Annotated in this window: 12 protein-coding genes; 8 read left to right on the forward strand and 4 right to left on the reverse strand. The window is 37.3% G+C overall.

Annotation, left to right across the window (positions count from 1 at the left end):
* Positions 1 to 2: 2 nt before the first annotated feature.
* Complete coding sequence (locus HCO57_RS08135) at positions 3 to 3,497, forward strand: efflux RND transporter permease subunit (RefSeq protein WP_167988608.1); 3,495 nt, start codon at positions 3 to 5, stop codon at positions 3,495 to 3,497.
* 51 nt (positions 3,498 to 3,548) lie between these two features.
* Here HCO57_RS08135 and HCO57_RS08140 read toward each other — a convergent pair whose 3' ends face one another.
* Positions 3,549 to 3,899, reverse strand: coding sequence for a toxin-antitoxin system YwqK family antitoxin (locus HCO57_RS08140; protein WP_136949185.1), 351 nt, complete (start codon positions 3,897 to 3,899; stop codon positions 3,549 to 3,551).
* Positions 3,900 to 4,184: 285 nt separating this feature from the next.
* Between HCO57_RS08140 and aspS the strand changes: the two genes are divergently transcribed.
* The 5 genes from aspS (at position 4,185) to HCO57_RS08165 (ending at position 9,234) form a co-directional block, all read left to right on the forward strand.
* A complete protein-coding gene (aspS, locus tag HCO57_RS08145) occupies positions 4,185 to 5,933 on the forward strand; it encodes an aspartate--tRNA ligase (RefSeq protein ID WP_167988609.1) in 1,749 nt (582 codons plus the stop codon).
* A gap of 57 nt (positions 5,934 to 5,990) precedes the next feature.
* The gene (locus HCO57_RS08150; protein WP_167988610.1) at positions 5,991 to 7,772 is read left to right on the forward strand and encodes a chloride channel protein; all 1,782 of its coding nucleotides are present in this window, start codon (positions 5,991 to 5,993) and stop codon (positions 7,770 to 7,772) included.
* Between the two features lie 86 nt (positions 7,773 to 7,858).
* On the forward strand, positions 7,859 to 8,626 hold the full coding sequence (locus HCO57_RS08155) for a DUF3592 domain-containing protein (protein ID WP_167988611.1): 768 nt from the start codon (positions 7,859 to 7,861) through the stop codon (positions 8,624 to 8,626).
* Between the two features lie 76 nt (positions 8,627 to 8,702).
* A complete protein-coding gene (locus HCO57_RS08160) occupies positions 8,703 to 8,963 on the forward strand; it encodes a hypothetical protein (protein WP_136949181.1) in 261 nt (86 codons plus the stop codon).
* A gap of 79 nt (positions 8,964 to 9,042) precedes the next feature.
* The gene (locus HCO57_RS08165) at positions 9,043 to 9,234 is read left to right on the forward strand and encodes a cold-shock protein (RefSeq protein ID WP_136949180.1); all 192 of its coding nucleotides are present in this window, start codon (positions 9,043 to 9,045) and stop codon (positions 9,232 to 9,234) included.
* Positions 9,235 to 9,287: 53 nt separating this feature from the next.
* Here the strand turns inward: HCO57_RS08165 and HCO57_RS08170 are convergent, their stop codons facing one another.
* Together HCO57_RS08170 and HCO57_RS08175 are read right to left on the reverse strand one after the other, a co-directional pair.
* Positions 9,288 to 9,737: a nucleoside deaminase gene (locus HCO57_RS08170; RefSeq protein WP_167988612.1), complete on the reverse strand. Its 450-nt coding sequence runs from the start codon at positions 9,735 to 9,737 to the stop codon at positions 9,288 to 9,290.
* Between the two features lie 88 nt (positions 9,738 to 9,825).
* Positions 9,826 to 10,911 carry a hypothetical protein gene (locus HCO57_RS08175; protein ID WP_167988613.1) on the reverse strand — a complete coding sequence of 362 codons (1,086 nt, stop codon included), beginning with the start codon at positions 10,909 to 10,911 and terminating at the stop codon, positions 9,826 to 9,828.
* A 226-nt stretch (positions 10,912 to 11,137) separates the two neighbouring features.
* Here HCO57_RS08175 and HCO57_RS08180 point away from each other — a divergent pair, with 226 nt between their 5' ends.
* Positions 11,138 to 12,937: a 1-deoxy-D-xylulose-5-phosphate synthase gene (locus tag HCO57_RS08180; RefSeq protein WP_245167563.1), complete on the forward strand. Its 1,800-nt coding sequence runs from the start codon at positions 11,138 to 11,140 to the stop codon at positions 12,935 to 12,937.
* Positions 12,921 to 13,997: a DUF3078 domain-containing protein gene (locus tag HCO57_RS08185; protein WP_167988614.1), complete on the forward strand. Its 1,077-nt coding sequence runs from the start codon at positions 12,921 to 12,923 to the stop codon at positions 13,995 to 13,997. Before HCO57_RS08180 ends, HCO57_RS08185 begins: the two co-directional genes overlap by 17 nt.
* Here HCO57_RS08185 and dgt read toward each other — a convergent pair.
* Positions 13,994 to 15,352: a dGTP triphosphohydrolase gene (dgt, locus tag HCO57_RS08190; protein ID WP_167988615.1), complete on the reverse strand. Its 1,359-nt coding sequence runs from the start codon at positions 15,350 to 15,352 to the stop codon at positions 13,994 to 13,996. The two genes, HCO57_RS08185 and dgt, sit on opposite strands and share 4 nt — an antisense overlap.
* Positions 15,353 to 15,413 lie beyond the last annotated feature (61 nt).

Consider the following 15,413-nt stretch of genomic DNA (forward strand, 5'->3'; position numbering starts at 1 on the left):
GCATGGAAAAAGCACAAAAGAACGCCAACAAGCTGTTTGGCCCATCTTCATGGGCCATTGAAAATCCTTCGGTGGTATATGTAATGATAGCCCTTTTCTTCATTTTTGGTCTATCTGCCTATTTTGCTATGCCTAGAGAAGATTTTCCAGAGGTATCAGAAACCAAAATTTACATCAGCACCATATATCCGGGCAATACCGCAGAAGATATGGAACGCTTGGTTACAGACCCATTAGAAGATGTTTTAAAAAATATCAGCAACGTTACAGACATTACCTCTACATCACAAGAAGATTATTCTATGATTGTGGTGGAGTTTGATGAAGGCATTACAGTAGAAAATGCAAAACAAAAAGTGAAAGACGAAGTTGATAGTGAAAAAGCTGGGGAAGATTGGCCTGTGTTTAACAATGCAAAGGTGGAACCCAATGTTTTTGACCTGAATATCGCAGAATCTTTTCCTATAATGAATGTGAATATTACAGGAGATTACCCTGTGGAACGCTTAAAAGATTTTGCTGAATATTTACAAGACGAAATAGAAGATTTGCCGCAAATTAAAGGTGTAGACATTCGTGGGGCTCAAGAAAAAGAGGTAGAAGTTGCCGTAGATGTATACAAAATGATGGCTGCTCGGGTAAATTTTGATAATGTTATACAGGCCATTGCTAATGGCAATGTAACCATGAGTGCGGGTAATTTAATTACGTCTGGGCAGCGCAGAACTATTCGTATTCTGGGCGAAGTACAGAACCCAAAGGAGCTAGACAATTTTGTAGTAAAATCAGAAAACGGAGCTGTATATCTTAGAGATATTGCAAAGGTTAGTTTTCATGAAGAAGATAAAACCACCTACGCCAGAGATTATGGTGCTCCCGTGGTAATGCTAGATATTAAAAAACGCTCTGGAAAAAACACCATTGAAGCTGCAGATTTAATAAGAGCTATTGTTAAGGACACCAAAGAAAATGTATTCCCTAAAGATTTAGATGTTAATATAGCCAATGACTCCTCTAGCAAAACTTTAAACCAAGTAGATGATTTGGTCAACAATATCATCTTTGGTATTATCCTAGTGGTTACGGTTTTAATGTTTTTCTTAGGATTCCGTAATGCCTTGTTTGTAGGTTTTGCTATTCCCATGTCTATGTTCATGAGCTTCATGATTATAAACCTGATGGGCTACACGCTTAACACCATGATTCTCTTCGGCTTAGTTATGGGACTAGGAATGTTGGTAGATAATGGTGTTGTGGTGGTAGAAAATGTGTACCGCCTTATGGACCAAGAAGGACTTTCTAGAAAAGAGGCCGCCAAAAAAGGGATTGGTGAAATTGCCATACCCATTATCATATCAACCTTAACTACAGTGGCTGCTTTTGTTCCTTTAGCGTTTTGGCCGGGTATCATGGGGCAGTTTATGAAATATTTCCCAATTACCCTTTCTATTGTCTTAGGCTCATCACTCTTTGTAGCCATTTTTATGAACTCCATGCTCGTTTCTCAGTTTATGGATGTTGGTGAACGTGTCCTTACCAAGAAACAATTAATTAGAAGCACCTTGATTTTAGTTGGTTTTGGCTTATTCATCTTTTTTGTAGGGGGAGCGGTAAGAGGTTTAGGGTCTTTAATGATTGTGGTTGCTGGTCTACTTTGGATTTATAAATACTTTTTAAAGAAATGGGCGGTTCGTTTTCAAACTAAGACCTTGGTACGTTTCGAGAATTTTTATGAAAAGCAGTTAATACGTGCTTTAAGAGGCAAAAATGTGTATTGGTACTTTGGCTTTACCGCATTACTGTTGGTTTTAGCTTTTGTGTTCTTTGGAATGTCTCTTGGTAGTCAACGTACTAAAGTGGAATTTTTCCCTGACAATACACCAAACGAAATTTACGTCTATATAGAATACCCGCAAGGTACAGATATAGAGAAGACCAACACCATTACTAAGCAAATAGAAGAACGAGTGTATGGTGTGGTTGGCAGACCAAAGTATAACAAGGGTGATTTTAATTATTTGGTAGAATCTAGTGTATCTCAAGTAGGTAAGGGAGCAGAAAATCCGTTTACAGAAGGTGGATCTGCGGCAGAAATGCCACATAGGGGGAAAATAACCCTTTCCATGCGTGAGTTTAAGTATAGAAATGGCTTAGATACAGAAAAGCTTCGTCTTAAAATTCAAGATACCCTTACCGGGGTTTATCCGGGTGTAACTATTTCTGTAGAAAAAGATGCCGTGGGACCACCTGCTGGTTATCCTATCAACATAGAAATTGCAGGTATAAACTACGATACTCTAATCAACACCGCAGAACGTATGCGTAACTTTATTAACAGCAAAAATATTGCTGGGATAGAGGAATTAAAAGTGGATGTGAATAAAAGCAAACCTGGCATGCAGGTAGTTGTGAATCGAGAAAAAGCGGGTGAGTTAGGCGTAGCTGTAGGGCAAGTTGGCCAACAGTTAAGACGTTCCATTTTTGGTGAAAAGGCTGGAGTTTTTAAGAAAGATGGAGATGATTATGATATTTACGTACGCTTTAATGAGGATTTGCGCTACAATACTAGCGCCCTTTTTAATCAAAACATCATTTTTAGAGACCCTTCTAATGGTAGAATTATGGAAGTACCCGTTTCTGCGGTAGCTAACAAACGCAACAATTCTAGCTTTAGTGCAATTAAACACGTAGACACCAAACGTGTGGTAACCGTATATTCTGCTTTAAAACCTGGATTTACGGATGCTGGAGCTATTGTAGCTGAAATTCAGAAAGAAATGACCGAATTTAAAGGGTTACCAGACGGAGTTAAAATAGATTACACTGGGCAGTTAGAGGAGCAAAACAAACAAATGCAGTTTTTGATGGGAGCTTTCTTTGGTGGTTTAGGGTTGATTATGTTAATTCTAATTTTTCAATTTGGTGGCATTTCTAAACCTGCCATTATTATGATGGCCATATTTTTGAGTTTTATAGGTGTATTTGGTGGTTTAATTATTACAGGCTGGCCATTTGTTATTATGATGACCATGATGGGGATTATTTCCTTAGCAGGTATTGTTGTAAATAATGGGGTTGTACTTTTAGATTATACCCAGATTTTATTAGATAGAAAAAAGGTTGACTTACAGATTAGTGATGAAGAATTATTGACTATAGATCAAGCCACTGAAGCCATGGTTAAAGGTGGAAAAGCTAGATTAAGACCTGTAATATTAACGGCAATTACTACCGTTTTAGGTTTAATACCATTAGCTATCGGTTTAAATATCAACTTTGTCACCCTATTCTCTGAGTTCGACCCACAAATATATATGGGTGGAGACAACGTAATTTTCTGGGGACCACTAGCTTGGACCGTAATCTTTGGTTTGATTGTAGCTACTTTTTTAACATTAATAATAGTACCCGTATTATTTAATATTGTGTACCGTATTAAGATTAGGATTCGCGGCGATTATAAACAAAGAAGTTCTAGTAAAACAGAATTAGCATAAATAAAAAAACCCCGACCAAATGGTCGGGGTTTTTAACACTTACCCTAATTATTAGTGTATCGAAACCACTTCAGATTGGTTCCAATTTTTTACGTTGGTAATACGGTTGTCCACAAAATCAACTTCCTTCAACATTTCTCCTTTCCAGAACAACCATTTACCTTCTTTAACGCCTTCGTTATATTTTCCGGTAGCCAGTTTTTTGCCATCTACATCATACATAAACCATTGTCCATGTAGTTTACCGTCTTTAAGGTAACCAGATTGTGCAACTTCTCCATTATCATGAAAATAGGTTGCTTTTACCATTTTACCCTCTTTTTCAAACTTCGGTTTAGTTTCTTGTGCAAAAGTCACCGCCGAAATCATCATCACTGCCAATATAATTGTAATTTTCTTCATTGTATGGGGTTTAAAGTTCTTATATTCCTTTACACTAACGTTACAAAGATAGTAAATATTTTACATTAAATACATGTTTGATTTACTTTTACATAACCTTAAGTTAACATTAAGTCTATATTTGTCTGTTTTTTAGTGTTTTATATTTTTCTTTTTAACCCTATTAAACCTTATTAAATGGATTAATCGCTTAAAAGTGTAGATGAATGGTTAGCATCATATCTATAAAAATACTTGCATCTGCGTAGTCCTAGACCTTACCTTTGCCCAGCAAATTTCTTTATTATGTATAGGAGCCATACTTGCGGCGAATTGCGCGCATCTCATATTGGAACAGAAGTAAGTCTTAGCGGTTGGGCCGCAAAGTCTAGAGACAAAGGTTTTGTGGTTTGGATAGACCTAAGAGACCGCTATGGATTAACCCAATTGGTTTTTGATGAAGAACGCTCCACGCCAGAACTATTGGCTTTAGCTAGGACAATAAGCCGTGAAACCGTAATACAGGTAAAAGGCTCTGTAATAGAAAGAGCGTCTAAGAACGACAATATAGCTACAGGCACTATAGAAGTATTGGTGAGCGAACTCACCGTTTTAAATAACGCCAAGCTACCACCGTTTACCATTGAAGATGACACAGATGGCGGAGAAGACATCCGTATGAAGTATCGTTACCTAGATATTCGTAGAAATCCAATTAAAAACAACCTCATCTTTAGACACAAAGTGGCTATGGAGGTTCGTAAATATTTATCGGACCAAAATTTTATAGAGGTAGAAACACCTTATTTGATTAAATCTACACCAGAAGGCGCAAGAGATTTTTTAGTTCCTAGCCGTATGAATGAGGGGCAATTTTATGCTTTACCACAATCGCCACAAACCTTTAAGCAATTGCTTATGGTAGGTGGAATGGATAAGTATTTTCAGATTGTTAAGTGTTTTAGAGATGAAGATTTACGAGCAGACAGGCAACCTGAGTTTACACAGATAGATTGCGAGATGGCTTTTGTGGAACAAGAAGATATTTTAAACATTTTTGAAGGCCTTACAAGACATTTGCTTAAAGAAATTAATGGTGTTAATGTAGCAGAATTTCCGCGCATTACTTATGATGAGGCTATGGCCAAATACGGTAATGACAAACCAGACATCCGTTTTGGAATGGAATTTGGCGAGCTAAATGCCGTAGCACAGCATAAAGATTTTGGCGTATTTAATAGCGCAGAATTGGTAGTAGGTATTGCGGTACCAGGTGCTGCTAACTATACACGCAAAGAAATAGACAAACTGATAGATTGGGTTAAGCGCCCACAAGTAGGTGCAAAAGGCATGGTCTATGTTAAATGCAATGAAGATGGCACTTACAAATCTTCCGTAGATAAGTTTTATGACCAAGAAGATTTAGCTAAATGGGCAACAGCTACCGGAGCACAAAAAGGCGACTTAATTTGCGTGCTTTCTGGAGAAACAAATAAAACAAGAGCGCAACTAAGCGCATTGCGTATGGAAATGGCAGAGCGCCTAGGATTGCGTAAAGCAGATGAATTTGCTCCGCTGTGGGTTATAGATTTTCCACTTTTAGAGTTGGATGAAGAAACCAACACCTACCACGCCATGCACCATCCATTTACGTCTCCAAAACCTGGACAAATTGAATTGCTAGATGAACAGCCAGGTGCCGTAAAAGCTAATGCATATGATTTGGTACTGAACGGCAATGAAATTGGTGGTGGCTCTATACGTATTCACGATAAGGAAACTCAAGCCATTATGTTTAAACATTTAGGTTTTACTCCAGAAGAAGCTAAGGAGCAGTTTGGCTTTTTAATGGATGCTTTCCAATATGGCGCTCCTCCGCATGGTGGTATCGCTTTTGGTTTAGACAGATTGGTAGCCATCTTAGGAGGTAAAGAAACTATTAGAGATTTTATTGCTTTTCCTAAAAACAATAGTGGTAGAGATGTTATGATAGATGCCCCTGCTACTATTGATAATGAACAACTAAGCGAGCTGCACATAAAGCTAGATTTGTAGTTGTTATTACATTTTAGGCCGAGATTTTTAATACTTTTATTAAGAATCGGATAGTGTATGAGGGATAGCAAAGTCTATTTCAAAAAATTCTTGAAATGGCGCTACAAGAACATCAATAACAAGACATTTGTGCAGTTGGTGAGTATTGTGGTGGGTTTGTTAGCGGGTTTAACTGCAGTTACACTTAAGAACATTACCTACTTTATAGAGGCGCTTTTAGAAGAAGGCATCGTATTTTCTGAGAATCAACTGTATTTTATTTTGCCTATTGTGGGCCTAACTTTGGTGTACTTATATACCAAGTTTGTAAACAAGCATCCGCTAGGCAATGCCGTTTCTTCTATTCTATTTGCCCTTTCAAAAAAAAATGGATTACTATCCTTAAAAAAGATTTACAACCCATTGATAGCTGCTCCATTAACTGTGGGTTTCGGAGGGTCTGTAGGTTTATTGGGACCTGCAGTTGAGTCTAGCTCTGCATTAAGTTCTAATCTAAGCAAGTTTCTACATATAGATGCCAAAACAAGAACCTTGTTAATTGCCTGTGCATCTGCTGGTGCTATAGCTTCCATTTTTCAGTCCCCTATTGCAGCGATAATTTTTGCGGTAGAAGTCTTTAGTCTAGATTTAACTATGTTATCGGTACTGCCCCTTTTATTAGCATCTATTTCTGGGGTACTCACTTCTTACTTTTTTTTGGGGAATGAAGTATTATTCAACTACACCCTTACCGAAAATTTTGAACTAGAAGACACCTTTTTTTACATTCTTTTAGGCGCAGGTACTGCCGTTGCCTCTATCTACTTTACTAAAATGTTCTTTTGGATTCACAATCTTTTTAAAAAACTGCGTAGCCCCAAATACAAATTACTCGTAGGTGGCCTTGCCATAGGTATTATGCTTTATTTTATTCCACCATTATATGGAGAAGGTTTTGGTTTTATAAATAATCTATTGCATGGAGACGATTTAAAAGCGCTTGGCAAAACACCGTTTGATGCGTATACTTCTAATATTTGGGTGGTTATTTTACTGCTTTTCGGTATCACTATTTTTAAGGCCATAGCTATGACCACCACTATGGCGGCAGGTGGTGCTGGCGGGATATTTATCCCAACCATGGTTATGGGTAGCGCCTTGGGCAACGTATTTGCCAAATTGATAAATCAATTGGGGTTAGGATTTACGGTATCCGAAAGCAATTTTACGCTTATTGGCATGGCAGGTCTTATTGCAGGGGTGATTCATGCTCCTTTAACGGCCATTTTTTTAATTGCAGAGATTACGGGAGGCTATCAGTTATTTGTACCCTTAATGATTACTGCGTCTATCTCTTACTTGGTCACTAAAAATGTAATGAACCATAATATCTATACCAAAGAATTAGCAGAAAAAGGTGCTTTATTAACGCATAACAAAGACCAAACGGTACTTACTTTAATGCAATTAGATGAGGTGATAGAAAAGAATTTCAAAACGGTTTATCCAGAAATGACTTTAGGAGAAATGCTTCATAAGTCGGTAGCAAAGTCTACCCGAAATATTTTCCCAGTGGTAGACAAGGACAGTAAAATGGTTGGTATTGTTCTTCTAGACGACATAAGAGAAATTATGTTTAATAATGAATTGTACCATTGCACCTTTGTTAAAGATATGATGCATGCCCCACCTGAGTACATTTTTCAAGATAAAGATAACATGAAGGTGGTTATGCAGAAGTTTCAAGAAAGCGGCGCTTGGAACCTACCCGTAGTAAAAGACGGTACATATATTGGATTTGTAAGCAAATCCAAACTATTAACTGCTTACAGAAGAAAACTTATAAAGCATACTCCATAACAAACACCGTTTTTAAAGCCTAAATTCATTTATCTAAACACTTTTACGCTATATTTTCATACTTCAACCGTTACTATTTTAAAAGTATGCAACTTTATTTTATTCCTTTCTTCATTCTACTAAGTATTGGCATCACCCATATTCTCATAAAAAAACTTAAAACAAAAACAGGTTGCATAAGTTATGGCTTTATAGGTTTGGTACTCATCAGTATTAACCTATTATTCTTAACCTCTTGGAGTATATTTTCACAATCCGTGGCCAACACCTATATGGCCCTCACGAGTGGTACCACCTATAAAGCCGTAGTAATTGGCACCGAGTATAGCCATACCAATGGTGATAATGAAAGGCGCTATGCGCCCATAGTTGAATTTACAACCGAAAATGGGAAGCGAATAAAACGTAAACTAAACCATTCCGAATCTGAAATTTCTGTAGGCGACACGTATACCATTAATTACAATGAAGAAACTGATACGCTCGTAACTATGGGATTTACTTTAGTCTTAGCCTTAGTTGGGAGCTTTATTTTTGTTTTAATTTTCTCTGTTCTCTTTTATGCACAAATACATTTGGTGTTGGGTAAAGACGTTGGAGTGCTAAAGGAGCTACTTTCTAAAGTAGGATTCAATTTTCTTATTCCTTTTTTAATGATTGCTTTTGATGCATTACTGATTTACGCGCTTTTCTATGGAAACCGAATATCACTTTTCGGGATTATTATGCTCCTATTTTTTATTCTTATTTTAACCCTAGCTATAGTAGGATACATTAGTAATATCCTTAACAAAGGAAGACCTACTTTACGCCGTACTGGCCTTGGTCGTTGGTCTGGAGGCTGGGAAAATTAATATTAGATATCCGTTAATACAAAAGAATAGTGCTTACAATAGCAAGAAGTATCTTTGTACCATTAAAATTTTAAGCATGAAATTAAAACACCTTACCCTTTTGGTTCTTTTTGCTTCTTTCACAGCTATGGGTTATGGCTTATATATACAAGAGCATGGTGTACCCAACGGTGCAGAAAAATACATAGGCGCTGGAGTTATAGGACTTTTTTTAATAGCGATGCCACTATTCCTTTACAAAGAAAGTAGGGGAAAGAATATGAAAGATTACATGCTTACCAAAGAAAATATTGAGAAAATGAGAAAAAATGAAGCTGAAAAAGCTGATAATCAATAATTTTCGATAAATATAACCCTTACTTAAACTTTTTCCATTTTAAAAATATTACATTCGCACTTTATAATAATTTATTTTAATGACTGGTACAGTAAAATTTTTCAATGAGTCTAAAGGTTATGGATTCATTACAAACGACGCAACAGGTAGGGACATTTTTGTACACGCTACAGCGCTAAATGGTTTAGTCTTGAACGATGGAGACAAGGTAGAATATCAAGAAGAAGAAGGTAGAAAAGGTATGGTTGCCGCACAAGTGCAGGTAATCTAAGAATATATATTTTATTTTGAAGCTTACGAGCCCTAGCAATTGCTGGGGCTTTTTTAGTTTCTATTTCTACGCTGAATAAAAAAGCGTTTTAGCAATTCTGCCGCTTCTTGTTCCATTACACCTTGTATAACCTCTGTCTTAGGGTGTATTGTAGTACCCATAACGCTAAAACCGCGCTCTAAATCTCTAGCTCCGTAAACTATTTTAGAAATCTGACTCCAGTATAATGCACCTGCACACATTTGGCAAGGCTCCAAGGTAACGTACAAGGTGCAACCGTGTAAATACTTACCTCCAATATAATTAGCTGCTGCCGTAATGGCTTGCATTTCTGCATGTGCGGTAACATCATTAAGGCGCTCCGTTAAATTATGAGCTTTACCAATAATTCTATTATCAGCTACAACCACAGCACCTACAGGCACTTCTCCCATTTCAAAAGCATTTTCTGCCTCTAGCAAGGCACGCTTCATAAAATACGTATCATCAAAAGGGTTTTCCATCTCATCAAAGATAAAATGCAAAAAAGGTAAAACCCAATCTCAAAATTGAATTTTACCTTTTTGTATTAAACAAATTAATATCTGTTCTTTAATTTTTCACAAACACCACTTTATATTCAATAGTAATACCTTCTTCGTTAACGCTTTCCGTTAATATCATTTTATCTCCTTCAAAAGCAACCGCAACTCCTTCAAAATATAAATCGCCAGTCTCATACGTTTCATTTTCAGTAGGGTCTAATAAATCTGTATAAGCAAAATCTACAACAGACAAACCATCCACCATATTGTACGCCCACTTACCTAAATATCTATCGTGATAACCATAGATTTCTGTCTCATAAATAGCAGTACATTCATTCGTAGTTGCCTCATAATCTATGTTATAAGCCTCATACTCGTATTCTTCGTAATAATCCCCATCAGCTTCAAAAACTAACAACCAGTTATCCGTAACTATATCTGAGTATTCTGCTAAGACACTCCCCCCATTAACGCAAGGAAATTCTTCTTCATTAGAAGATTCATCTATACGTTCCCCATTTTCATATGAGGCCTCAAACTTCCATTCTCCTACTACACTATCATTACCACCCCACTCATCAATTACTACACATCTAGTTACAATTTGGCTAATATTCCCTGTAGCATCGTACAAACACAAGTCATAACAAAAAGTACCGGTTGGTATGGTATTCTCAAAAACCACTCTTATTTCTTGCTCTTCCGCTCCATCTTTATTAAAAATAGAGGCATTAGCTCCAAATTTCTTACGTCGCTGAATAGATTTTTTATTTCCAGTACCGCTTAAATCCACATCAAAATAAGAATCTTGTGCGTTGCCGTCTTTATCTTTAAAAACAATATAAGCCCCTGTTGGCTCCCCCGTAGAACTCACTCTGATGTTAAAACCAGCATCCAAATACCCTAGTTGGTCATCTGTATCCATACTAATATCTAACTGACCTGTTGGTGCTGGCGGCATACCTTCTTTTACCGTACTACTTTCTACAGTAACACCAGACGTTACTTGTGCTATAGCAATTGGTGTTTCTCTTATTTCTTTTGATTCTTGGTCTATCCCTTCTTGGGAATCATTAGTTTCATCTTTAGAGCAAGATGCTACTAAAATACATAGACTTAGACCTAAGGACAACAATGAATGTTTTCTCATAATACTAGTAATTTTGGTTTATGTTTAATTGATTATATACTTGTTAATCTGCACACTCCACATCACCAATTTCACTAGCCCTTATGCGCAGGCCTCTTTTTATGGTACAGCTTAGTTAACGGAAGGCGATAAGACTTATTGCAAGCTAATTTTTAATTTTAAGTTTAGTAACGGTAATTTTAAATAAAAACAACTGGCTTTCTAATTTAAAAAACTTAGCTATTTATTGACGCTAGAATTGACTAATTTTACGCATATTTTGACACCTTTGTTAGCACATATAAACTCGCCCGAAGACCTTAAAAATTTAACCCTAGACCAACTATTAGGGCTGGCCAAAGAATTACGTGACTTTATAATTAACATTATAGCCACCAAAGAAGGGCATTTAGGCGCTAGTCTTGGTGTTATTGAGTTGACCATAGCGCTACATTATGTTTTTGACACTCCAAAAGACAAACTTATATGGGATGTGGGTCACCAAGCCTATGGCCATAAAATCTTAACCGGCAGAAAAGATATTTTTAACACCAACAGACAACTAGGTGGTATTAGCGGATTCCCCAAAATTACAGAAAGCCCGTATGATGCTTTTGGAACAGGGCATAGCTCTACCTCTATTTCTGCTATATTAGGCATGGCGCTGGCAGCACAGTTGCAAAAAGATTTTACTACGCAGCACATCGCTGTTATTGGGGATGCATCTATTGCAAGTGGTATGGCATTCGAAGCTTTAAACCACTTAGGAGAAACTAACACCAATACTTTGGTCATCCTCAACGATAATGCTATAGGTATTGACCCCAGCGTTGGTGCACTTAAAAAATATCTTACCAACGTAAAAAAAGGTACTGCTAAAGATGAAAATATCTTTGAGTGCCTTAATCTCACATACTCAGGACCTTTAGATGGTCATAATCTACCCGAATTAATAAATGAATTAAACCGACTAAAGGAAATAGAAGGCCCAAAATTATTACATGTTATTACAACAAAAGGTAAGGGTCTAAAATCGGCAGAAGAAGACCAAGTCACCTATCACGCACCGGGTAAATTTAATGCACAAACAGGTGAGCGCTTATCCCACAACCAAGAAAATTTGCCACCCAAATACCAAGATGTTTTTGGCAAAACGATTATAGAACTTGCTGAACAAAATGATAAAATAGTAGGGATAACTCCCGCCATGCCTACTGGCAGCTCTTTAAAATACATGATGGCTGCTATGCCAGAACGCGCTTTTGACGTGGGCATCGCAGAGCAACATGCAGTTACATTAGCTGCGGGGATGGCCTTAGACGGACTTGTACCTTTCTGTAACGTGTATTCCACATTCTTACAACGCGCCTATGACCAAGTAATACATGATGTTGCCCTACAAAACATTCCCGTAATATTTTGTTTGGACCGCGCAGGTCTGGTTGGCGAAGACGGCCCTACCCATCATGGAGTTTATGATATCTCTTATTTGCGATGCATTCCTAATTTAATCGTTTTTGCCCCTATGGATGAGGTAGCCTTACGGAATATTATGTTCACCGCTCAAAAAGGTTTAACCCACCCTATTGCTATAAGATACCCTAGAGGCAGAGGAGAAACAATGGATTGGCAACAGCCTTTTAAAACAATACCCATTGGTAAAGGAAGAGAACTAAAAAAAGGAACACATACCGCCGTTCTATCTTTTGGGGCTATAGGGCATGCTGTTACTAAAGCGATAGCCCACTGCAATAATCCTGAACACGTTGGGCATTATGACATGCAATTTGCTAAGCCATTAGACACAAAACTGTTAGACACTATATTTGTGAATTACAAACAGATTGTTACCATAGAAGATGGCAGCCTAATTGGTGGATTTGGCAGTGCCGTTTTAGAATATGCTAATAAACAGGGTATCAGTATACAAATAAAACCATTTGGTGTACCAGATATTATTATTCCGCATGGCTCTATCAAAGAATTGCACGATATTTGTGGCATTAGTTGGGAACATTTAAAAAAATACCTTGACCAGACCAATTAAATTATTACTCGGATGCTTCCTTTTAGCAAGTATTACTTGCTTAGGCCAAGAAAGGGAAAAAAGCCCACAAGACAGTACCCAAGTTGCTATAGACTCTATGGCCATAGATACTATTGTCATAAGGTGGGAACAAAAGAAGATAGACAACATTAGAAAAGGCATTAATTTGCAAGCACCTAAAGTCCGTATTCAATCTAAAACTTTAGCGCAACGTGCGCGTTTTGCATCGCCTACCAGTTTCTGGGAAAATAGCAATCAGTTTACCCTAGATTTAACAGAAACCGCTTTTGTAAATTGGAATGCTGGTGGTGAAAACGCCGTTTCTGCCTTAGGCAATCTAAACTTTACCCGTAAATATAAATTTGCCCATACTACCTGGGATAGCGAATTGCGTTTGCGGTACGGTATAAACGCTCAAAAGGGACGTAAACTCAGAAAAACGGACGATTTCATAAAATTTGCATCTACCTTTGGTTTCCGTAAGGACTCTACTTCTAAATGGTTTTGGTCTGCAAAACTTAATTTTAATACCCAGTTTTCTAACGGTTATAAATATCCGAATAGAGAAAATCCCATCTCTCGTTTTATGGCTCCAGGATATTTGCTTTTAGGTGCAGGTACCACCTTTAATCCAGAGGGCAAAAAGTTCGATTTATATTTATCTCCCATCACACAGAAAGCCACATTTGTTCTAGATGAAAATCTTTCTAATCAAGGTGCCTTTGGGGTAGAACCTGGAGAACGACTGTTTATGCAGTTCGGATTTTTATTAACCAACAATTGGGAAGAAGAATTGTTGGAGAATATCTTTCTAAATCATCGTTTAAGCCTTTACACAGACTATATTAATAGCTTTGGCAATATTGATGTAGACTGGGAAATCAACTTACTCTTTAAGGTAAACAAATTTATCCAAGCTAATATTAGTGGGCATCTTTTGTATGACGACGATATTAAGTTTGATGAAGTGACCGCTGAAGATGGTACCGTAATAGACCCTGGAATTCCAAAAGTACAGTTTAAGCAAACACTGGGTCTTGGATTAAAATATAGTTTCTAAAGATGCTTGCCTAGCAAGGTGTTGTTTAATTGTACCGCAGCACTATCTGATAAGCTTGCGACAAAAGAACTAACACCCAGTAAAATCTCATAACTAGTAGCATTAGTATTTGCAAAGTGTTTGGGTAAGGTACCTACCAACAAGGTGTCATAATTACTAGCGTTACCAGCCTTGCTGTTCATCATGGCAGCACTATAACTATCCAATAAATTAGAGATAATTTTATATCCCGCCAGTTCTTTCTCTACCACTTCTTGAGATTGATAAATCTTGCTCACGCAAAGATTAATAATGTCTTTAATTTGTGCTTTATATTGAGATTTGTCTAGTAATGCACCATCAAATTCTCCTTTGAGGATAGCTTCTTCATTTGCTAAAAACAATTTGGCTGCATCTGCAATTAAAGTACTTATTGCTAAAGCTCGCAAATAACTAAGACGGTCACTAACTGAGTCCATTGCTCTAAATTTACTTGAGTTAATCCGGTCCTTTACCAAATTAATCATGTATTCTAAAGCAAAATCTTCTGGAATCAATCCTAAATTAATTCCATCTTCAAAATCAATGATGGTATAACAAATATCATCCGCAGCTTCTACCAAATATACGAGTGGATGTCTGTGATAAGAAGGTTGTTCGCCTTCCGTTTTTTGTGGTAACCCTAGCTCTTCAGCCAGCTCTGTAAAAAAAGCTTTTTCTGATTGAAAATAGCCGTATTTTTTATCTGATATATGCTGGGTTGGTTTTTTTGGCAGTGATGCTTTGGGGTATTTAACAAACGCCCCTAGGGTAGCATAGCTTAAGCGCAAACCACCCTCTATTCCTTGCCTAGAAGCATTAAGCAATCTAAATCCGTTGGCATTCCCCTCAAAATCTATCAAATCTTGAAATTCTGTTGCTGTTAGCAATTCTTTGTACTGCAAACCCTTACCATTAGAGAAGAAATTACCAATCGCTTTTTCACCGCTATGCCCAAAGGGTGGGTTACCAATATCATGTGCCAAAGCAGCGGCAGCAACAATAGCGCCAAAATCATTAAACTTATAACCCAGTTCTGTATGTAACTGTGGGTATTTTTCTAAAAGTTCCTTGCCTACCATTCTACCAAGACTTCTACCCACTACAGAAACTTCTAAACTATGAGTTAAGCGTGTGTGTACAAAGTTGCGTTTAGACGCCAAATTTATAGGCAGTGGCATTACTTGCGTTTTATCTTGCAGACTTCTAAACTCAGAAGAAAATATTATACGGTCATAATCTACCTCAAACCCCAAACGGGTTTCATCTTGCAATTTTCTATGTCTTGTTTCCGTATCGCCATAACGCTTAAGGGAGAGTAATTTTTCCCACTTCATTGCCTAAAATTTTGCAACGAAGATAACGCAATTGCACTTTTGAGGCTCAAGTTAATTTAAT

It is taken from the genome of Croceivirga sp. JEA036, assembly GCF_011882165.1.
In the GTDB taxonomy this organism is placed as follows: domain Bacteria; phylum Bacteroidota; class Bacteroidia; order Flavobacteriales; family Flavobacteriaceae; genus Croceivirga.

Coding starts and splice junctions, on each gene's coding strand:
- HCO57_RS08135 (WP_167988608.1), top strand. CDS start 3: ATGGAAAAAGCACAAAAGAACGCCAACAAGCTGTTTGGCCCATCTTCA.
- HCO57_RS08140 (WP_136949185.1), bottom strand. CDS start 3,899: ATGAAGAAAATTACAATTATATTGGCAGTGATGATGATTTCGGCGGTG.
- aspS (WP_167988609.1), top strand. CDS start 4,185: ATGTATAGGAGCCATACTTGCGGCGAATTGCGCGCATCTCATATTGGA.
- HCO57_RS08150 (WP_167988610.1), top strand. CDS start 5,991: ATGAGGGATAGCAAAGTCTATTTCAAAAAATTCTTGAAATGGCGCTAC.
- HCO57_RS08155 (WP_167988611.1), top strand. CDS start 7,859: ATGCAACTTTATTTTATTCCTTTCTTCATTCTACTAAGTATTGGCATC.
- HCO57_RS08160 (WP_136949181.1), top strand. CDS start 8,703: ATGAAATTAAAACACCTTACCCTTTTGGTTCTTTTTGCTTCTTTCACA.
- HCO57_RS08165 (WP_136949180.1), top strand. CDS start 9,043: ATGACTGGTACAGTAAAATTTTTCAATGAGTCTAAAGGTTATGGATTC.
- HCO57_RS08170 (WP_167988612.1), bottom strand. CDS start 9,737: ATGGAAAACCCTTTTGATGATACGTATTTTATGAAGCGTGCCTTGCTA.
- HCO57_RS08175 (WP_167988613.1), bottom strand. CDS start 10,911: ATGAGAAAACATTCATTGTTGTCCTTAGGTCTAAGTCTATGTATTTTA.
- dgt (WP_167988615.1), bottom strand. CDS start 15,352: ATGAAGTGGGAAAAATTACTCTCCCTTAAGCGTTATGGCGATACGGAA.